Annotated in this window: 16 protein-coding genes; 8 read left to right on the top strand and 8 right to left on the bottom strand. The window is 56.3% G+C overall.

Annotation, left to right across the window (positions count from 1 at the left end):
• Positions 1 to 65: 65 nt before the first annotated feature.
• Together VGC33_RS11255 and VGC33_RS11260 are read right to left on the bottom strand one after the other, a co-directional pair.
• Positions 66 to 2,018 carry a DNA topoisomerase III gene (locus tag VGC33_RS11255; RefSeq protein WP_331120847.1) on the bottom strand — a complete coding sequence of 651 codons (1,953 nt, stop codon included), beginning with the start codon at positions 2,016 to 2,018 and terminating at the stop codon, positions 66 to 68.
• Positions 2,019 to 2,173: 155 nt separating this feature from the next.
• Positions 2,174 to 2,725, bottom strand: a complete 552-nt coding sequence (locus VGC33_RS11260; RefSeq protein WP_331120848.1) for an NAD(P)H nitroreductase — start codon at positions 2,723 to 2,725, stop codon at positions 2,174 to 2,176.
• A 252-nt stretch (positions 2,726 to 2,977) separates the two neighbouring features.
• Between VGC33_RS11260 and sppA the strand changes: the two genes are divergently transcribed.
• The 3 genes from sppA (at position 2,978) to pncA (ending at position 6,581) form a co-directional block, all read left to right on the top strand.
• The gene (gene sppA / locus VGC33_RS11265; RefSeq protein ID WP_331120849.1) at positions 2,978 to 4,828 is read left to right on the top strand and encodes a signal peptide peptidase SppA; all 1,851 of its coding nucleotides are present in this window, start codon (positions 2,978 to 2,980) and stop codon (positions 4,826 to 4,828) included.
• Between the two features lie 87 nt (positions 4,829 to 4,915).
• Positions 4,916 to 5,932, top strand: a complete 1,017-nt coding sequence (ansA, locus tag VGC33_RS11270; protein ID WP_331120850.1) for an asparaginase — start codon at positions 4,916 to 4,918, stop codon at positions 5,930 to 5,932.
• 13 nt (positions 5,933 to 5,945) lie between these two features.
• The gene (pncA, locus tag VGC33_RS11275; RefSeq protein ID WP_331120851.1) at positions 5,946 to 6,581 is read left to right on the top strand and encodes a bifunctional nicotinamidase/pyrazinamidase; all 636 of its coding nucleotides are present in this window, start codon (positions 5,946 to 5,948) and stop codon (positions 6,579 to 6,581) included.
• A 72-nt stretch (positions 6,582 to 6,653) separates the two neighbouring features.
• Here the strand turns inward: pncA and VGC33_RS11280 are convergent, their stop codons facing one another.
• Together VGC33_RS11280 and msrB are read right to left on the bottom strand one after the other, a co-directional pair.
• Positions 6,654 to 6,926 (bottom strand): YeaC family protein, encoded by a 273-nt coding sequence (locus tag VGC33_RS11280; protein ID WP_331120852.1) that lies wholly within the window; start codon positions 6,924 to 6,926, stop codon positions 6,654 to 6,656.
• Between the two features lie 87 nt (positions 6,927 to 7,013).
• On the bottom strand, positions 7,014 to 7,427 hold the full coding sequence (gene msrB / locus VGC33_RS11285) for a peptide-methionine (R)-S-oxide reductase MsrB (RefSeq protein WP_331120853.1): 414 nt from the start codon (positions 7,425 to 7,427) through the stop codon (positions 7,014 to 7,016).
• A 349-nt stretch (positions 7,428 to 7,776) separates the two neighbouring features.
• On the opposite strand from msrB, the gene gapA reads away from it, so the two are divergent.
• Together gapA and VGC33_RS11295 are read left to right on the top strand one after the other, a co-directional pair.
• Positions 7,777 to 8,772, top strand: coding sequence for a glyceraldehyde-3-phosphate dehydrogenase (gapA, locus tag VGC33_RS11290; RefSeq protein WP_331120854.1), 996 nt, complete (start codon positions 7,777 to 7,779; stop codon positions 8,770 to 8,772).
• 87 nt (positions 8,773 to 8,859) lie between these two features.
• Complete coding sequence (locus VGC33_RS11295; protein ID WP_331120855.1) at positions 8,860 to 9,732, top strand: D-hexose-6-phosphate mutarotase; 873 nt, start codon at positions 8,860 to 8,862, stop codon at positions 9,730 to 9,732.
• 70 nt (positions 9,733 to 9,802) lie between these two features.
• On the opposite strand, the gene VGC33_RS11300 is transcribed toward VGC33_RS11295, so the two are convergent.
• Both VGC33_RS11300 and VGC33_RS11305 read right to left on the bottom strand, forming a co-directional pair.
• On the bottom strand, positions 9,803 to 10,657 hold the full coding sequence (locus tag VGC33_RS11300) for an aldo/keto reductase (RefSeq protein WP_331120856.1): 855 nt from the start codon (positions 10,655 to 10,657) through the stop codon (positions 9,803 to 9,805).
• A gap of 89 nt (positions 10,658 to 10,746) precedes the next feature.
• A complete protein-coding gene (locus tag VGC33_RS11305; protein ID WP_331120857.1) occupies positions 10,747 to 11,496 on the bottom strand; it encodes a MipA/OmpV family protein in 750 nt (249 codons plus the stop codon).
• Between the two features lie 436 nt (positions 11,497 to 11,932).
• On the opposite strand from VGC33_RS11305, the gene VGC33_RS11310 reads away from it, so the two are divergent.
• Both VGC33_RS11310 and VGC33_RS11315 read left to right on the top strand, forming a co-directional pair.
• Positions 11,933 to 13,867: a PrkA family serine protein kinase gene (locus VGC33_RS11310; protein WP_331120858.1), complete on the top strand. Its 1,935-nt coding sequence runs from the start codon at positions 11,933 to 11,935 to the stop codon at positions 13,865 to 13,867.
• Positions 13,868 to 13,992: 125 nt separating this feature from the next.
• Entirely contained in the window at positions 13,993 to 15,267 is a 1,275-nt protein-coding gene (locus tag VGC33_RS11315) for a YeaH/YhbH family protein (RefSeq protein WP_331120859.1), read from the top strand.
• 126 nt (positions 15,268 to 15,393) lie between these two features.
• On the opposite strand, the gene VGC33_RS11320 is transcribed toward VGC33_RS11315, so the two are convergent.
• Entirely contained in the window at positions 15,394 to 16,785 is a 1,392-nt protein-coding gene (locus tag VGC33_RS11320; RefSeq protein WP_331120860.1) for a diguanylate cyclase, read from the bottom strand.
• Between the two features lie 204 nt (positions 16,786 to 16,989).
• Positions 16,990 to 17,199 carry a hypothetical protein gene (locus VGC33_RS11325; protein ID WP_331120861.1) on the bottom strand — a complete coding sequence of 70 codons (210 nt, stop codon included), beginning with the start codon at positions 17,197 to 17,199 and terminating at the stop codon, positions 16,990 to 16,992.
• Here VGC33_RS11325 and VGC33_RS11330 point away from each other — a divergent pair.
• Positions 17,198 to 18,910, top strand: a complete 1,713-nt coding sequence (locus VGC33_RS11330; RefSeq protein WP_414636922.1) for a potassium/proton antiporter — start codon at positions 17,198 to 17,200, stop codon at positions 18,908 to 18,910. The genes VGC33_RS11325 and VGC33_RS11330 overlap by 2 nt on opposite strands.
• The last annotated feature ends 24 nt before the right edge of the window (positions 18,911 to 18,934 follow it).

An 18,934-nucleotide genomic window follows, 5' to 3' on the forward strand; every position in this document is an offset into this window, starting at 1 on the left:
TCCGAGGCCGCAACGTTTGATGGCGTTAAGCAAGCCGTTAATTTAGTGACAGCGTCACCGTAGGATCAGACCGCGCCTGCCTGCGGTTTCGGCGAGTTCTTGGCCGGGCGCCGGTAGGTTTTTTTACCCGCCGTGCCCGCCGCGCCTTTTGCCGCCGCCGGCGGCAGGCCACGCAGCGACTGCGGAGCGGGCTGCCGCCGCGCCTGCTCGATAAGGCTTTGCAGGGTTGCGGTCAGGGGCAGCATAAAATCCTCATAACGGCACTGCTTTTCGCTGATCTTGGTCAGCGTGGCCTCCCAATGCGCGGTCATATCGGGGCTGGCCGCACTGGGCGGCAAGGCGTGGATCAAGCCGCGCCCCGTGGGGCTTGAGAGTATGTTACGCCCTTTTTTTACTAAAAATCCCCGGGTAAACAGCAGCTCGATAATGCCTGCCCGGGTGGCCTCGGTGCCCAGCCCGTCGGTGGCGCGCAGGATTTTTTTCAACTCCTTATCCTGCACGAACCGCGCAATCCCGGTCATGGCGGACAGAAGGGTCGCATCATTGAACGGCCGGGGCGGCTGGGTTTCCCGGGACACCACTTCACCCGACTCGCACAGCAGCTCATCTCCTTTCGCCACCACCGGCAGCGGCGTGCCGTCATTTTCCTCGTCGCGCTCCTTGCCGCCCAGCAGGGTGCGCCATCCGGCCTCCGCCAGGAAGCGCGCCTTGGCGACAAACTTGCCGCCGGCGATATCCAGGTTGATTACGCAGCGGCGGAACATCGCATCGGCGCAAAATTGCATCAGATATTGCCGGGCCACCAGCGCATACACCTTTTGCTCATTCTCGGTGAGCGTTGTTTTGCCGCCGCGGGCGGTGGGGATAATGGCGTGATGCGCATCCACTTTTTTATCATCCCAGGCGCGGTTTTTCTGGTCTTTATCAAGCGTAGCCTGCGCCATCAGGTCCGGCTGGTGGGCCTGAATGGCGTTCAGCACCGCCTGACGTCCGGCAAAATGCTCCTCAGGCAGGTAGCGGCAGTCCGACCGGGGATAGGTAATCAACTTATGGGTCTCATACAGGCGTTGGCAAACATCCAGTACCTGCTGTGCGCTAAGTCCGTAGCGCCTGGCCGCCTCGATTTGCAGGGTCGACAGGGAGAACGGCAGCGGGGGCGCCTCGGCCTCGCGTTTATCCTGATACTGGGTCACGAGCGCCGGCTGCCCGGCAATACGGGTCACCACATGATCGGCCAGGGCGCGATGCAGCAACCGTCCTTCCTCATCCTGATAACTCTCGCAGGCGTCGCTCGGCACCCAAAGGGCGACAAAACGTTCTTGTGACGGCGTCACAATATGCGCCTTGACCTCGAAGTAGGTCTTCGGCACAAAGTTCTCGATGTCCTCATCGCGCCTGACCACCAGCCCCAGCACCGGCGTCTGCACGCGGCCCACCGATAATACGCCCTGGTAACCGGCGTTGCGGCCGAGCAGAGTATAGGCGCGGGTCATATTGATGCCGTAAAGCCAATCGGCGCGCGCCCGGGCCAATGCGGAAACGCACAGCGGAATAAATTCGCGGTTTTCACGCAGGCGGGAAATGGCTTTGCTGACCGCCTGCGGATTGAGGTCGTTTACCAGGCAGCGTTTGGCGTTGCGGCGCTTGTCCCCGCTGAGTCCCAGGTAATCCAGCACCTCGTCCACCAGCAGTTGGCCTTCGCGATCCGGGTCGCCGGCATGGATCACTTCCGCTGCGTCGGCCAGCAGCTTTTTCACCACATTTAACTGTTTTTGCACCGATGGCCGCGGCTGAAGCCGCCATTTTTGCGGCACGATGGGTAAATCGGCCAGCGACCAGCGGGCGTAACGGCTATCATAAGCGTCGGGCTGCGCCTGCTCCAACAGATGACCGATACACCAGGTCACCACATGGTCCGGTCCGCAGGCAATATAACCGTCGCCCCGGCGGTGAGGCTGCGGCAGCACGTCGGCTATCGCCCGGGCCAGACTGGGTTTTTCAGCAATAAAAAGCTGCATCGCGCACCATCGGTTTTACTTTTGCACACAGGCCGTCAGGGCCGGATTTTTGGGCATCAGGATACCATCGTTGGGTCAGCCGCGCCACGCGCCGCGTCGGCTGCGCGCGCGGGACGGACACAACGCGCCAAACCGGCCCGCCGGGACCGGGACGGCTAGAAGTGGCGCACAAACGGCTCAGTATCCGGCGCCAGGAAGGTGGTGGCGGCTTTTAACTGCGGGGTGCCTAAATACAGAAAACCGACGATCTCATCCTGCTCGCGGCAGCCGAAGGCCTGTTTCACCGCCGTCGCCGTCGCCCACAGACCGGTACGCCAGACGCCGTTGAAGCCTTGCGCCAGGGCGGCCATCTGCATGGCCTGTACCGCGCAGCCGGCCGATACCACCTGCTCCCATCGCGGAACCTTGGTCTGGGTGTCGCACCAGGCCAGCACGGTAATGATCATCGGCGCCCGGAACGGCGCCTGCCGGGCCTTTTCGATGCCCTTTTCGTCCAGCCCGGCCTCAAGTGCGGACTGATGCAGCAGCTCGCTAAACCGCGTGCGCCCTTCCCCTTCGATTATCACAAAACGCCAGGGTTGCAGCGCGCCGTGATCGGGGGCGCGCATCCCGGCGCGGATAATATTATCCAGCACATCGCCGGCGGGCGCCGGCTCGGCCAGCCGCGACGCCGAGCGCCGGTTTAACAAAAGTTCCAGTGCATCCATTATCTTACTCCTGATGTTAGGCATAGCCGTTACGGTAGCATATGCCTTTTGTTGGAAACAGTATGACGCTTTTTAAGCGGACTTTTTCTTATCTTTAATGCTGACTTTTAGCGGGGGGATCTTTAGGATACCTGACAACACACTTTCACCGGCTTTGTGACGAACATTCAGCCACCGTGGCGTTGATTGGTATACGTCGCTGGGTTGATTTTAGATTATGATTCCTGCACACGTAGTTTTTATGGAGAACACATGCGCACATTGTGGCGAATAATTTCCGGCCCGTTCAGATGGTGCTGGCGTTTGTTGAATTTCATCCGCGAATTTATCCTTAATCTTTTTCTTATTTTCATTATTGTTGTTTGCGCGGGCATTTACCTGCAAATGCACCGTTCGGCGCCGGAGCCGGGTAAAGGCGCGCTGCTGGTTGATCTTACCGGGGTAGTGGTTGAAAAACCCTCGGTCAATAATAAATTACGTCAAATCGGCCGTGAATTACTGGGCGCCTCCAGCAATCGTTTGCAGGAAAACTCCCTGTTCGACGTGGTGGATATGCTGCGCCAGGCCAAAACGGATGGCAATATTACCGGCCTGGTGCTCTCCTTAAAGGATTTCGCCGGCGCCGACCAGGCCTCGCTGCAGTATATCGGCAAGGCGCTGCGCGAATTCCGCGACAGCGGCAAACCCATCTACGCCGCCGGCGACAGCTACAACCAGGCGCAATATTACCTGGCCAGCTTCGCCAATAAAATCTACCTTACCCCGCAGGGCGCGGTGGACCTTCACGGCCTGGCCACCAATAACCTTTATTACAAGTCGTTGCTGGATAAACTGAAGGTCAATACCCACATCTTCCGGGTCGGCACCTACAAATCCGCCGTCGAACCTTTCCTGCGCGATGATATGTCCCCCGCCGCCCGTGAAGCCGATGGCCGCTGGCTCGGCCAGTTATGGCAGCATTACGTGGATACCGTGGCCGCCAACCGCCAGATCACGCCCGAGCAGCTATTTCCGGGCGCCCAGGCGATGCTGGCCGGCATGCGCGACGTCGACGGGGATACCGCCCGGTTCGCGCTGGCGAATAAATGGGTCGATACCGTCGCTTCCCGCGTCGCCATCGAGGCCGAAATGACCAAGACCTTTGGCTGGAATAAACAGAAAAACGCGTTTAACGCCGTCAGCATCTACGATTACCAGACGCCGAGACAGCCGCAGAAAGGCGGGCAGATTGCGGTGATCTTCGCCAACGGCGCCATCATCGACGGCCCGGAAACGCCCGGATCGGTCGGCGGCGACACCACCGCCGGGCAGATCCGCGATGCCAGGCTGGATCCGGATGTCAAGGCGATCATCCTGCGGGTCAACAGTCCCGGCGGCAGCGTCAGCGCCTCCGAGTTGATTCGATCCGAGCTTGAGGCGGCCCGCGACGCCGGTAAACCGGTGGTGGTCTCCATGGGCGGCATGGCGGCGTCCGGCGGTTACTGGATTTCCACTCCGGCCAACTACATCATCGCCAGTCCCAGCACCCTGACCGGCTCGATTGGTATTTTCGGCGTCATCAACACCTTCGAGGATTCCCTGGGCAGCATCGGCGTGCATACCGATGGCGTCGCCACCTCGCCGTTGGCCGACCTGTCGATGACCAAGGCCCTGCCGCCGGAATTTTCACAGATGATGCAACTCAATATCGAGAACGGCTACAGGAACTTCATTACGCTTGTGGGTAAAGCGCGCAATAAAACGCCCGAGGAGATCGACAAGATTGCCCAGGGGCATGTCTGGGTCGGCAGCGACGCCAAAACCAACGGCCTGGTCGATCAGCTGGGCGATTTTGACGACGCGGTGGCGAAAGCGGCCGAGCTGGCAAAATTACAACACTATTATCTTAATTGGTATCTGGAGGAGCCGAGCCTGTTTGATATGGTGTTATCGCAAACCAGCGCCTCGATATACGCCCATCTTCCGGTCATGATCCAGGCATTCCTGCCGGTGCCGGCGGCTCAGATCTCCTCGCTGTTTTCCACTCAGGCGAATGCGTTTCCGATCCTGAACGACCCGCAAAACCGTTATGCCTATTGCCTCACCTGCGGTGACGTGCAGTAGCTCCGCCACCACCAGCCCCGTCCGGGGCTGGTGTTATTGCCTCCAAGACGTATAATTGGCTTATTATCCCGTCAACGCCTGCCCTTCATGCCAAAAAAATCCATTTACGTCGCCTATACCGGCGGCACCATCGGAATGCAACGCTCCGAAAACGGTTATATTCCGGTCTCCGGCCACCTGCAGCGTCAATTAGCCCTGATGCCGGAATTCTATCGCCCGGAAATGCCTGATTTTACCGTGCATGAATACGCGCCGCTGATTGATTCCTCCGATATGACGCCCGACGACTGGCAGCACATCGCACAAGATGTGGCGGAAAATTACCCTTTCTACGATGGTTTTGTCATATTACACGGCACGGACACCATGGCGTTTACCGCCTCCGCGCTGTCATTCATGCTGGAAAATCTGAATAAGCCGGTGATCGTCACCGGTTCGCAAATTCCGCTGGAGCAACTGCGCTCCGACGGCCAGACCAATCTGCTCAACGCGCTGTACCTGGCGGCCAACTATCCGGTTAATGAAGTCAGCCTGTTTTTCAACAATAAAATGTTTCGCGGCAACCGTTCGACCAAAGCCCATGCCGACGGTTTCGACGCTTTTGCCTCGCCCAACCTGCCGCCGCTGCTGGAAGCGGGCATCCATATCCGCCGCATTGCCCCGCCGCTGCCGCCCGGTGACGATACCGTTCTTATCAGCCATCCGATAACGCCGCAGCCGATAGGGGTGGTCACGCTCTATCCCGGCATTTCGGCCGACGTGGTGGGCAATTTTTTGCGCCAGCCGGTAAAAGCGCTGATCCTGCGCTCCTATGGCGTGGGCAACGCCCCACAGCACCCGGCGCTGCTGGATGAATTGCGCCAGGCCGTGGATCGTGGCAGCATCGTGGTGAACCTGACCCAATGTTTTTCCGGTCGCGTCGATATGGGCGGTTACGCAACCGGCAACGCCCTGGCGCGGGCCGGCGTTATCAGCGGTTTTGACATGACCGTCGAGGCAACCCTGACCAAACTGCACTTTTTATTAAGCCAGGCGCTGCCGGCCGCCGACATTTGCCGACTGATGCAGCAGAACCTGCGCGGTGAGCTGACCGTCAAAGAGTAAACGAGAGAGGTCTATGAACAGCGCCTTACTGTTGATCGATTTACAAAATGATTTTTGCCCGGGCGGCGCGTTGGCGGTTGCCGATGGGGACGCGGTGATAAACATCGCCAATCAGGCGATGGCCTTTTGCCGCCGATCGGGTTTCCCGGTGGCGGCATCTTTGGACTGGCATCCGCGCCATCACGGCAGTTTTGCGGTAAACGCCGGCGCCAACGTGGGCGACACCGGTGTGCTCGACGGACTGAGCCAGGTATGGTGGCCGGTGCACTGCGTTCAGGACACGCCGGGCGCGCGGCTGCATCCGCAACTGCATCAGCAGTGGATCGACAAGAAGATCCTCAAGGGCCGCCAGCCCGAAATCGACAGCTACAGCGCGTTTTTTGACAACGGCCATCGCCGGCAGACCGAGCTGGACGATTGGCTGCGCGCCCTGGATATCACGCATCTGACGGTAATGGGTCTGGCGACCGACTACTGCGTAAAATATACCGTGCTCGACGCGCTGTCGCTTGGCTATCGCACCGACGTGCTGACCGAAGGGTGCCGCGGCGTCAACCTGAACGCCGGCGACGACGTTAAGGCGCTGGAGGAAATGCGACGCCACGGGGCAAGGCTGGTGACTCTGGATGAAATGATGCGCGGGGACTGAATAGCATGAAACGCGGACCCGAGGCGGAGCTTGTCCGCCCGCTTCGCCGGCAAAGGCACCCTGCCCGCCGCGCTATTCGGGCTTGATGCGCGCCACCGTCTGCCCGGCCAGTTCATCAAGCAACTGGCGTTTGCTTTTCATGACGATCTGCCCGTCGGTGCCGATACTCATGTGCTCCGGCTGATGATTATGGCGGGCCTGCCACAGCATCACCATCTGCAGGCAGTTATCCTTTTGTTCGCCGGTCAGGGGAACGCCGTCAGGCCATTTGCCCAGTTCCACCGCCGTTTTCAGCCGCTGGTAGATCTCGGGGGTCAGGTTAGCCAATAGCGCATCAACATCCACGTTCTATTCCTCTTTTCAAGAATAATTAGCTGAATCGATAAAGCCTACACATTCCGCGGCCGATCCACCCCAGGGAATTTCATGGCGTCAGCCGTCGATTTCCTCGCCGTTTTCTTTGTCCTTGAAACGCAGCGAAGCGGAATTAACGCAAAACCGGGCGCCGCCGGGCTGCGGACCGTCCGGGAAAACATGCCCCAAATGGGCATCGCAATTGCCGCAGCGGATCTCCACGCGGTGCATGCCCAGGGAGTTGTCGTCCAGGTAGCGGATGGCGGAATCGCTGACCGGCTCATAAAAACTCGGCCAGCCGCAGCCGGAGTCATATTTGGTTTCAGAAAAAAACAGCGGCGCGTTGCAGCACAGGCAATGGTACTGGCCGGTGCGCTTATTTTCCAGCAACTTACCGCTATAAGGCGGCTCGGTGCCCCGCCCCTGCGTGACGTGACGCTGCATATCGGTCAGGCTATCAAGGGCGATATGGTCGGGATCATTTTTAGCCATAAGTGCGATTCCCAGGCGTTAGGAGAGTAAAAGATGATTTAAACCGGCTTATTATAACAAATAATTAACAACGCTGGGATGATTTTTAGCATAAACTAGGTGGCAAGAAACGACGTGAGCAGTAAGTGTGACATACATCACACTTCGTTGCCGGGTGCCGTTTAAATGTCGGGCCTTGGCCCCCATCTTATTCGTAGCTGTGCGGTGGCGGAACGGACAATTTACGTTCAAATGGTGCGATCTGGTTTGATTTGTAGCAACAATTGACACGATTCCGCTTGACGCTGCGCGAGGTTTTTGTAAGTTTACAAGCAACCTTTTATTCACTAATAATTAGCTGGTGGAATATATGACTATCAAAGTAGGTATCAACGGGTTTGGCCGTATCGGCCGTATTGTTTTCCGTGCCGCGCAGGAACGTGACGATGTTGAAATCGTCGCCATCAATGACCTGCTGGACGCCGATTACATGGCTTACATGCTTAAGTATGATTCAACCCACGGCCGCTTCAACGGTACCGTGGAAGTGAAAGACGGCCATCTGGTCGTCAACGGCAAAACCATCCGTGTCACCGCGGAAAGAGATCCGGCCAACCTGAAATGGGGTGACGTTGGTGTTGACGTGGTAGCTGAAGCTACCGGTATCTTCCTGACCGACGAAACCGCCCGCAAGCACATCACCGCCGGCGCGAAGAAAGTGGTCCTTACCGGTCCTTCCAAGGACAATACCCCGATGTTCGTTATGGGCGTGAACCATAAATCCTATGACGGCCAGGATATCGTGTCCAACGCGTCTTGTACCACCAACTGCCTGGCGCCGCTGGCCAAAGTCCTGAACGACAAATTCGGCATCGTTGAAGCGCTGATGACCACGGTTCACGCGACCACCGCCACCCAGAAAACCGTTGACGGCCCGTCCCACAAAGACTGGCGCGGCGGCCGCGGCGCGTCCCAGAACATCATTCCGTCCTCTACCGGCGCCGCCAAGGCCGTGGGTAAGGTTATTCCCGAGCTGAACGGTAAACTGACCGGCATGTCCTTCCGCGTTCCGACCCCGAACGTTTCTGTCGTCGATTTGACCGCGCGCATTGAAAAAAGCGCAACGTATGAAGAAATCTGCGCAGCGATGAAGGCCGCGTCCGAAGGCGAACTGAAAGGCGTTATGGGCTACACCGATGAAGACGTGGTTTCCACCGATTTCAACGGCGAAAAGCTGACTTCCGTATTTGATGCCAAAGCCGGCATCGCGCTGAACAAGAATTTTGTAAAACTGGTAGCCTGGTACGATAACGAAACGGGTTATTCCAATAAAGTACTGGATCTGATTTCCCATATCGCCAAATAATCATTGTCGATAAAGTATGGCTTATGGGGCGACAGCGATGTCGCCCTTTTTATTTGATTCCAATGCTTATCTTAACAAGGCACATGTATGCATAACTCTGTTTTTGCGTTACCCGTCAAAGAGCAGCTCTCGTCCTCCATTAGCTTGCGTCAGCTGGATGAACTGCCGGTTATTGTTATCGATCATCCGCGCGTCAAGGCGGCGGTGACCCTGCAGGGCGCCCATTTGATTGCCTGGCAGCCGGCCGGCGAACAGCCGGTGCTGTGGTTAAGCGAAGTCAGTGATTTCAAAGATGGCGTGGCCATCCGCGGCGGCGTCCCCATCTGCTGGCCCTGGTTCGGCAAGGTGGCCAGTCCCAACCATGGTTTTGCGCGTATCCTGCCATGGCGGCTTGATGTTCACCAGGAGGACGAACAAAATGTTACCCTGTCACTGAGCCTGCACGACAGTGCCGTTACCGAACAATACTGGCCGAAACCCTTTACCCTGACCGCGAAATTTGTCCTCGGCCAAACCTGTCGCATCGAACTGGAAGCCAAAGGCGATTTCCAGAACACCACCGCGCTGCACAGTTATTTTAATATCAAGGATATCAGCGATGTCAGCGTCGCTGGACTGGGCGACACCTATATCGACAAGGTCAACGGCGGCGTTAGCGCGCAGCAGCAGGGCGATGTGACCTTCAGCGGCGAAGTGGATCGGGTATATACCCACGCGCAGGATGTGAGCCTGATAAACGACCGCGGGCATAAACGCGTCATCGAAGTCCATCATCATAACTACAGTGATGTGGTGGCCTGGAATCCCGGCGCGGAATTAGCCAAAAAAATAAGCGACATCGCGGATGAAGGTTATAAAACCTATGTTTGCGTGGAAACCGCGCGCGTCAATAAACCGCTGGAAGCCAGCCAGGCCGCTCCCGCGCGCCTGTCGACGGTCATCAGCGTACGTAAAGCCTGAGAATAGCCATCCCCTGGCGCGCCGGGGGCGGTTATCAAACTCAAGCCACGCCGCCGGCGCGCCCCCGCCATCAGACGATATCCAGGTGGGTTTTGCGCCGGGGCGCGGGAAACGCCCGATCGAGTTCGTGCAACTGCGCCGCGCTCAGCTCAACCTCAAGCGCCAGGGCGTTTTCCTTCACATGAGCCTCGGTGCCCGCTTTGGGGATAGCCACCACCCCCGTACGGGAGATCGCCCACGCCAGCAATACCTGGGCGGGGGTCAGCGACAACTCGCCGGCAATACGCTGCACCGCCGGGTTATCCATCAGCCCGCTGCGCAGTTTCCCCGCCTGCGCCAGCGGACAATACGCCATGACCGGCATCCCCCGCTCCAGGCACCACGGCAGCAAATCGTACTCAATCCCACGCGAGGCCAGATGATACAGCACCTGATCGGTCATGCAGGCGTCCCCGCCCGGCAGCGACCATAACTCCTCCATATCCGCCACGTCCAGGTTCGACACCCCCCAACGTTTGATTTTGCCCGCCTGGCGCAGTTTCTCCATGGCGGCAATGGTATCGGACAGCGCAATACCGCCACGCCAGTGCAATAAATAAAGATCAAGATAATCGGTTTGCAACCGCCGCAGGCTGTTTTCGCAGGCGGTCAGCGCCTTGGCGCCGCCGGCATTTTGCGGATAGACCTTCGATACCAGGAACACCTGGTCGCGCCGGCCCTTTATCGCCCGGCCCACCACGCTCTCCGCCCCGCCGTCGGCGTACATTTCCGCGGTGTCGATCAAGCTCAGGCCAAGGTCGAGTCCGTACTGCAAGGCGCGTGTTTCGGCGGCGATATCGCTGGACCGTTCGCCCATATACCAGGTGCCCTGACCTATTGCGGGCAGGGTATGCCCGTCGGGAAAAATCACCTGTTTACTGGCCATAGTTCCTCCTGTTGTATAAAGCAACGCGGGCGCACCATAGTGGTGCGCCCGCGCCTAAATGAACCTAAATGGAGCAGGGTACGCACCGTTTAGAAGCGATAGGTCATCCCTACCCCGATTAGCATCGTCGAATTGGCGTTCACCATCGGACTGTCTTTCACTTCGTCGCTGAGCCGGGTATAGCGCGCCATCAACGAGGCATTCCAGCTTTGGTTCAGCGCGTAGACGGCGGTCAGCTCCAGATACGGCGACCAGCCGTCATCGGCCTGGTACTCCGCCAGCCCGCTGCGCCTGGATTCATGCCGATTGACGCCATAATAATAATCGTTCTGATTTTCGCTGGCCCAATTAGCGCCGATGCCCGGCAACAGCGTCAATTGGTCGAACGTAAAGGGATAAAGGTAGGCAAGATCGGCGGTAAAACCATTGCTGTTATCAAGGATATCGCCCAAATAGGATGCGCGAACTATGCCCCATTGCGCCATATACTTATAACGCAGTCCCGCCATGGCGGTGCCGCGCCGCTTATCCAACTGCTTCATATAGCCATAGTCGTTGTCGCTGGGCTTGAAACCGAAGGGAGAATATTCGGCCGTCAGCGACAGTTGGTTTTGCGCGTCTTTCCACAGATAATAACCCGCGCTAAGGCCTTGCAGGTAGACACTGTCCCCGTCATAGTTAATGATGGGAAATGGGATGGTGATGTCGTCGGCGCCTTTGTAAGGGCTGGTGGCGTGTAACGCCGACGCGCCCAGAGACCATGTGCCGGCCGATGCCGCCGGGGCGCAGAGGCCCGAGGCTACCGCGAGACTCAATAAAGTTAATGAGTGAGTTTTCACAATGGATGCTTCCCGTAGTGTTAAAAAACGAACATAGCGCAATATAAACGTGAAGTGTAAAGGAAACTACGGTGTTTTGCCGATTATTTACAGAAAAGAACAATTAACGTCTAAATTATATCCGAATTTTATATAGACTATGCCAACATCGGTCTACAGCCCTACAGGCCGCGCCACGCAGGGCTTTAGTAAAAAAACGTTAACTGAGTCATTGATATAACTTAAAAAAAGCGGTAACACTTAAATGACAATTGCCAGATGCCAACTAAACTTTATTATAGAGAAAGGTTTTCCCTTAGCGCGGTAACGATAAAGTGCAAACAAAGTTGGCATAGTGGTTGCTGCACTTAGGAGAGATCGATTTTTTTCAGGAGCCACTAAATACTTATCCTAGCTCCTTTTTAACCTGTGCTAATAACGAAGGACGGGCATCGCTATGAACATATTTGACCAGTATCGTCAGCGCTACGAAGCTGCCAAGGACGAAGAGTTCACACTGCAGGAATTCCTCACTATCTGTCGCCAGGATCGCAGCGCGTTCGCCAACGCGGCGGAAAGATTACTGATGGCCATCGGTGAGCCAGTCATGGTCGACACCGCGCAGGAGCCTCCGCTTTCCCGGCTGTTTTCCAACCGCGTTATAGCACGCTACCCCGCCTTTGAAGAATTTTACGGCATGGAAGAGGCTATCGAACAAATCGTGTCGTACCTCAGGCACGCGGCCCAGGGATTGGAAGAAAAGAAACAGATCCTGTATCTGCTCGGACCGGTCGGCGGTGGTAAATCCTCCCTCGCCGAGCGCCTGAAGGCGCTGATGCAGCGGGTGCCCATCTATATCCTGAGCGCCAACGGCGAGCGCAGTCCGGTTAACGATCACCCGTTGTGCCTGTTTAACCCGCAGGAAGACGCCAATATCCTTGAAAAGGAATACAGCGTGCCGCGGCGTTATCTCGGCACCATCATGTCGCCCTGGGCGGCCAAGCGGCTGCATGAGTTCGGCGGCGATATCACCCGCTTCAAAGTGGTCAAGGTATGGCCGTCCATCCTTGAACAGATAGCCATAGCCAAGACCGAGCCGGGCGATGAGAACAACCAGGATATCTCCGCCCTGGTCGGTAAAGTGGATATCCGCAAACTGGAGGATCACGCCCAGAACGATCCGGACGCCTATGGCTACTCCGGCGCCTTGTGCCGCGCCAACCAGGGCATCATGGAGTTCGTGGAAATGTTCAAGGCGCCGATCAAGGTGCTGCACCCCCTGCTGACCGCCACCCAGGAAGGGAATTATAACGGTACCGAAGGTATTGCCGCGCTGCCGTTCAACGGCATTATCCTCGCCCACTCCAACGAATCGGAATGGGTGCAGTTCCGCAACAATAAAAACAACGAGGCGTTCCTCGACCGTGTCTATATCGTCAAGGTGCCTTATTGCCTGCGCGTTTCGCAGGAAATGAAGATCTACCATAAGCTGCTGGTCAACAGTGAACTGTCGGAATCCCCTTGCGCTCCCGGCACGTTGGAAACACTGGCGCGTTTCTCCATCCTTTCCCGGCTGAAAGAACCGGAAAACTCCAGCATCTACTCCAAAATGCGCATTTATGACGGCGAGAGCCTGAAAGATACCGACCCGAAGGCCAAATCCTATCAGGAATACCGTGATTACGCGGGCGTTGACGAAGGCATGAACGGCTTATCCACCCGTTTCGCCTTTAAGATCCTCTCGCGGGTATTTAACTTTGACCACGGCGAAGTTGCCGCTAATCCAGTGCACTTATTTTATATTCTGGAACAACAAATTGAACGTGAACAGTTCCCGCAGGATATTGCCGAAAAATATCTTGAACATCTCAAGGGTTATTTGATTCCCAAATATGCCGAGTTTATCGGCAAGGAGATACAAACCGCCTATCTCGAATCCTATTCTGAATATGGTCAAAATATATTTGATCGCTATGTGTCCTATGCCGATTTCTGGATCCAGGATCAGGAATACCGCGATCCGGACACCGGCCAGTTATTCGATCGGGAAGCGCTGAACGCGGAATTGGAAAAAATTGAAAAACCGGCGGGTATCAGTAACCCCAAGGATTTCCGTAACGAAATCGTCAACTTTGTGCTGCGCGCCCGTGCCAACAATAACGGACGCAATCCAAATTGGACCAGTTACGAAAAGCTGCGCACGGTTATCGAGAAAAAAATGTTCTCCAACACCGAAGAGTTGTTGCCTGTTATTTCATTTAATGCGAAAACATCCACTGATGAGCAGAAAAAACATGACGACTTCGTGGATCGCATGATGGAGAAAGGCTACACCCGCAAGCAGGTACGCCTGTTATGTGAATGGTATTTGCGGGTTAGGAAATCGTCTTGATCGCAGTAGCCGACAATGTCGTCACGCCGCCGCTTTTTTGCCGCGGCGTGGCAAGCTGTCGTGACTTATCGTCGAAGGTTTCGTCATAAGTAAAACGCGCGGACATTGTCGCCCGGAGGAAATATATGGCCTACTTTATTGACCGACGGCTTAACGGCAAGAACAAAAGCATGGTGAACCGCCAGCGCTTTTTACGCCGCTATAAGTCGCAAATCAAACAGTCGATTGCCGGGGCCATTAACAAGCGTTCGGTTACCGATATAGAAAGCGGGGAATCGGTGTCGATTCCCAATACCGATATTAATGAGCCTATTTTCCATCAGGGACGTGGGGGCATGCGCCATCGGGTGCATCCCGGCAACGATCATTTTATTCAAAACGACCGCATTGAGCGTCCGCCCTCGGGCGGAGGCGGCGGCAGCGGCCAGGGCAACGCCAGCCAGGATGGCGAAGGCGAGGATGAGTTCGTCTTCCAGATCTCGAAAGATGAATACCTCGATTTGCTGTTCGAGGATTTGGCGCTGCCCAATCTGCAAAAAAACCAGCATAAGCAGCTCAACGAGTATAAAACGCACCGCTCCGGCTATACGTCCACCGGCGTGCCGGCCAATATCAGCGTGGTGCGTTCGCTGCAAAACTCATTGGTGCGGCGCACCGCCATGACCGCCGGCAAACGCCGCAGCATCCGGGAGCTGGAGGAAGAACTGGCGCTGCTGGCCAACAGTGAACCCGTCCAATTACTTGAAGAGGAGCGGATCCACAAGGAGATAGCGGAACTGCGGCAGAAAATTGCCCGGGTGCCGTTTATCGATACCTTTGATTTACGGTACAAGAATTTCGAACGGCGCGCCGAACCGTCAAGCCAGGCGGTCATGTTTTGCCTGATGGATGTGTCGGGGTCGATGGATCAGGCCACCAAGGATATGGCGAAACGCTTTTATATCCTGCTGTATCTGTTTCTCAGCCGGACCTATAAAAACGTTGATGTGGTCTATATCCGCCACCATACCCAGGCCAAGGAAGTGGACGAACATGAGTTTTTCTACTCCCAGGAAACCGGCGGTACCATCGTGTCCAGCGCGTTAAAGCTGATGGAAGAGGTGGTGAAGGAACGTTACGACCCGGCACAGTGGAATATCTACGCCGCGCAGGCCTCCGATGGGGATAACTGGGCGGATGATTCGCCGCTGTGCCACGAGCTGCTGGCCAACCGGCTGTTGCCGATGGTGCGCTATTACAGTTATATCGAGATCACGCGCCGGGCGCATCAAACCCTGTGGCGTGAATATGAGGACCTGCAGGCCAAATATGACAATTTTGCCATGCAGCATATCCGCGATCAGGAAGATATTTATCCGGTATTCAGGGAGTTGTTCCATAAACAGGTTAATGAAAGATAACAGCATAGGTAAATAAATCAGCCAGACTGCGATTATTTTCTGGCTGATTTAGGCTTCATCACCCGTGCGTCCATTACCTGGTATCCCCACGCCCTTCCCTTGCGCCGACGTTGCGCCCATGCCGTCTCAGGAAAGCCCTTCACGGTAGGTTTCAATGCGATCGCGCCCATTTTGTTTAGCCAGATATAATGCCTTGTCGGCCTTATTGATTAAACGTTCGTAATCCGGATGACCGTCGAATACGCACAGGCCGACGCTCAAGGTCAGCGCGATCTTGCCGCGGTCAGCAAGCGTAACCGGCCGCTCGGCGATGCGCTTGCGTATGTGGTTCATGATGGAAACCGCCTGGCTGCCGGAGGTTTCCACAAACAGCAGCATGAATTCCTCACCGCCATAACGAAAGACATAATCGCTGCTGCGCACGCTGTCATAGAGCGTGACGGCAATACTTTTCAATGCGTCATCCCCGGCATCGTGGCCAAAGCTGTCGTTAATCGATTTAAAATGATCAATATCCAGCATGGCAATGACAAACTGCGTGCCGGAACGCATTGCCAGGGCAATTTCACGCCGCAGAATGGTGGGAATAAAGCGCCGGTTCAACAAATTGGTCAGGGGGTCTTTGCCATTTTCAAATTTGGCCAGCTCGTCGAACAGCGACGACAGCAGCGTGCTGATTTGCTGCACCTGGCCACGCACGGTGCGCAGCAGCAGGTGGCGCTGTTCCGCTACCGCCACCTGCTCGGGGCTATACGAGGCAATAAACGTACCGGCGGTGGCCAATAGCCCTTCAATGGCGGCGACTTCCTCGACGGATTCAAATACGTGCCGCCCTTTGTGCTGAAACCACAGCCCGAATTCCGCTTCGGCCAGCGGCGCGATTTCCGTCGGGGGAAGACCGGTGGCGACGTTGTAGATAAAGCGGTTTTCCCAGTTCAGCAAGGCGGCAAGCTGGCGTTCACGTTCGACATGCACATTGTCCAGGATGGAAAATAACCGGTAGTTTTCCTTATCCTTGGTGGTGTTTTCATGGGAACGGGAATAAGACGTGGTCATGACCTCGATGGCGATGTCCATGGCCAGGGACGAAAAGCGCATGGCGTCGTAACATAAGGTCAAATCGGTAATATCGCGCCGTAAACGGATATAAAGGGATCTTTTGGCCCGCCGGGCGCCGCGCGCCACCAGATCGATGGGAATACCGATGCGGGCATGGACATCGCCAACCTTGCGCTGTACTGCGATCAACGCCGGTAAATCGGCGAGGGAACTGCCTAATACCGCCCGCAGCCATTGAGCCAGCGTGCCGTGCAAGCGGTCTTTGACCTGCTGGCTTGACAAGAACAGGCGCGCGTCGTCGTCCGCCAGCATATAGTCGTAAAAATCATCCACTAATAAATCGATATCTTCGTTTTCCAATGAAATCAGAAGACTATGAGCTGCGTCGCTGGTGACGGCAATCAAATCCCGCCATTCCTTTACGATGAGGCTGTCGTAATATTGGCCGTTAAATTTCATTGGATTTTAATTCAATAACTCATTATTAGCGGTATTTTATAGTAACATGAAAGATAAATTCAGGCATGCGCCGTAAAACCGGCGCACCCACCCGCCGCGTCTTACCGGCGGCGGCCACCGCCCGAAATGATGCCCGCGCTGACTGGAAAGATTGCTCCTTGCTGCTATTTTTACCCGTTCTCCCGCGTTTTGGCCGTGAAAGGGTTAAAAACCGCCCTTTGGCAAAAAACGGCTTTGTTGTTGACGTAAAAGGAGGTAGTTTGAAAGCCCCTCCAGTGCATTAATAGAATAGCGGCTCGCATCACCTCCCGGCAATATCGCCAGGAAACGTAAGCCCATTATTTCCGTTCGGGATGAGCGGAAGCCGGCAAATACGATAAAAAGGAGAGTTAGGTTGGACAGCAGCACCATCATGAGTTTGTTTATAATTGGCTCCATTTTAGTGGGCGGCAGCATCCTGCTGAGTTCCTTATCTTCTCGTTTGGGTATTCCGATCCTGGTGATTTTCCTGGCCATCGGCATGTTGGCCGGGGTGGACGGCCTCGGCGGCATCGGTTTTGATAATTATCCCGTCGCCTACCTTATCAGCAACCTGGCGCTGGCGGTGATATTGCTCGACGGCGGCATGCGTACCCGCGCCGCCTCGTTTCGCGTCGCGCTGTGGCCCGCGCTGTCGTTGGCGACGGTGGGGGTGCTGATTACCGCCGGGCTGACCGGCATGGTGGCGGCCTGGCTGTTTAATCTCAACCTGATTGAAGGGCTGCTGCTCGGCGCCATCGTCGGCTCCACCGACGCGGCCGCGGTATTCTCGCTGCTGGGCGACAAAGGCCTGAACGAGCGCGTTAACGCCACGCTTGAAATCGAGTCCGGCAGTAACGACCCCATGGCGGTGTTTCTGACCATTACGCTTATCTCCATGATCCAGGGCCACGAATCTCACTTAAGCTGGCTGTTCGTGGTGCATCTGATCCAGCAGTTCGGCCTGGGCGTATTGTTCGGCCTTGGCGGCGGCTGGCTGCTGCAACAGACCATTAACCGGATTTCGCTGGCTCCCGGGCTGTACCCTTTGCTGGCGGTGAGCGGCGGCATCATGATTTTCGCCCTGACCACCGCCCTTGAAGGCAGCGGCATCCTGGCGGTGTATTTATGCGGTTTTTTATTGGGCAACCGGCCAATCCGCAACCGCCACGGCATATTGCAAACCTTTGACGGCATGGCGTGGCTAAGCCAGATCGGCATGTTTCTGGTGTTGGGTTTATTGGTGACGCCAAGCGATCTGTGGATGATTGCCGTGCCGGCGCTGATCCTGTCGCTGTGGCTGATGCTGGTCGCGCGACCGTTGTCCATCTGGGTCGGGCTGATGCCCTTTCGCAACTTCACCGCCCGGGAGCGGGTCTTCCTTTCCTGGGTGGGGCTGCGCGGCGCGGTGCCCATCATCCTGGCGGTATTCCCGATGATGGCCGGCCTGGACCATGCCCGCCTGTATTTTAACGTCGCGTTTTTTATCGTGCTGATTTCACTGCTGCTGCAGGGGACCTCGCTGGGTTTTGCCGCCAGGCTGGCGAAGGTGGTGGTGCCGCCCACCGCCAAGCCTATCAGCCGGGTGGGCATGGATATCCATCCGGAAAATCCCTGGGAGCAGTTTATCTATCAGCTGAATGAAGATAACTGGTGTGTCGGCGCGGCGCTGCGCGATATGAAGATGCCCAAGCACACCCGCATCGCCGCGTTGTTTCGCGATAACGTGATGTTGCACCCCACCGGCAATACCCGATTGAAGGAAGGCGATGTGCTGTGCGTTATCGGCCGGGAACGGGATTTGCCGTCGCTTGGCCGATTGTTCAGCCAATCGCCGCCGGTGGCGCTGGACCAGCGTTTTTTCGGCGATTTTATTCTCGAGGCCAATGCCAGGCTCGAAGACGTGGCGGCCATTTATGGCCTGGACCTGCATGAGAAAGTGGAACATGAGCTGACGCTGGGCGCTTTTGTGATGCAGTTATTGGGCGGCGGCGAACCGGTGGTGGGCGATAATGTCGTTTCGGAAGGATTAATCTGGACCATCGCTGAAAAAGACAATCAGCAGGTGAGTAAAATCGGGATTAAAATTGCCGAAGAGCAGGTGTGACGCCCCCTTTGGCGACAGCGGGAA

Source organism: Acerihabitans sp. (assembly GCF_036398755.1).
Taxonomy (GTDB): Bacteria; Pseudomonadota; Gammaproteobacteria; order Enterobacterales; family Enterobacteriaceae; genus Acerihabitans.

Excerpts from the sequence above, each read along its gene's own strand:
- VGC33_RS11255 (WP_331120847.1), bottom strand. The coding sequence starts at position 2,018 with ATGCAGCTTTTTATTGCTGAAAAACCCAGTCTGGCCCGGGCGATAGCC.
- VGC33_RS11260 (WP_331120848.1), bottom strand. The coding sequence starts at position 2,725 with ATGGATGCACTGGAACTTTTGTTAAACCGGCGCTCGGCGTCGCGGCTG.
- sppA (WP_331120849.1), top strand. The coding sequence starts at position 2,978 with ATGCGCACATTGTGGCGAATAATTTCCGGCCCGTTCAGATGGTGCTGG.
- ansA (WP_331120850.1), top strand. The coding sequence starts at position 4,916 with ATGCCAAAAAAATCCATTTACGTCGCCTATACCGGCGGCACCATCGGA.
- pncA (WP_331120851.1), top strand. The coding sequence starts at position 5,946 with ATGAACAGCGCCTTACTGTTGATCGATTTACAAAATGATTTTTGCCCG.
- msrB (WP_331120853.1), bottom strand. The coding sequence starts at position 7,427 with ATGGCTAAAAATGATCCCGACCATATCGCCCTTGATAGCCTGACCGAT.
- gapA (WP_331120854.1), top strand. The coding sequence starts at position 7,777 with ATGACTATCAAAGTAGGTATCAACGGGTTTGGCCGTATCGGCCGTATT.
- VGC33_RS11295 (WP_331120855.1), top strand. The coding sequence starts at position 8,860 with ATGCATAACTCTGTTTTTGCGTTACCCGTCAAAGAGCAGCTCTCGTCC.
- VGC33_RS11300 (WP_331120856.1), bottom strand. The coding sequence starts at position 10,657 with ATGGCCAGTAAACAGGTGATTTTTCCCGACGGGCATACCCTGCCCGCA.
- VGC33_RS11310 (WP_331120858.1), top strand. The coding sequence starts at position 11,933 with ATGAACATATTTGACCAGTATCGTCAGCGCTACGAAGCTGCCAAGGAC.
- VGC33_RS11315 (WP_331120859.1), top strand. The coding sequence starts at position 13,993 with ATGGCCTACTTTATTGACCGACGGCTTAACGGCAAGAACAAAAGCATG.
- VGC33_RS11320 (WP_331120860.1), bottom strand. The coding sequence starts at position 16,785 with ATGAAATTTAACGGCCAATATTACGACAGCCTCATCGTAAAGGAATGG.
- VGC33_RS11330 (WP_414636922.1), top strand. The coding sequence starts at position 17,198 with ATGAGTTTGTTTATAATTGGCTCCATTTTAGTGGGCGGCAGCATCCTG.
- VGC33_RS11325 (WP_331120861.1), bottom strand. The coding sequence starts at position 17,199 with ATGATGGTGCTGCTGTCCAACCTAACTCTCCTTTTTATCGTATTTGCC.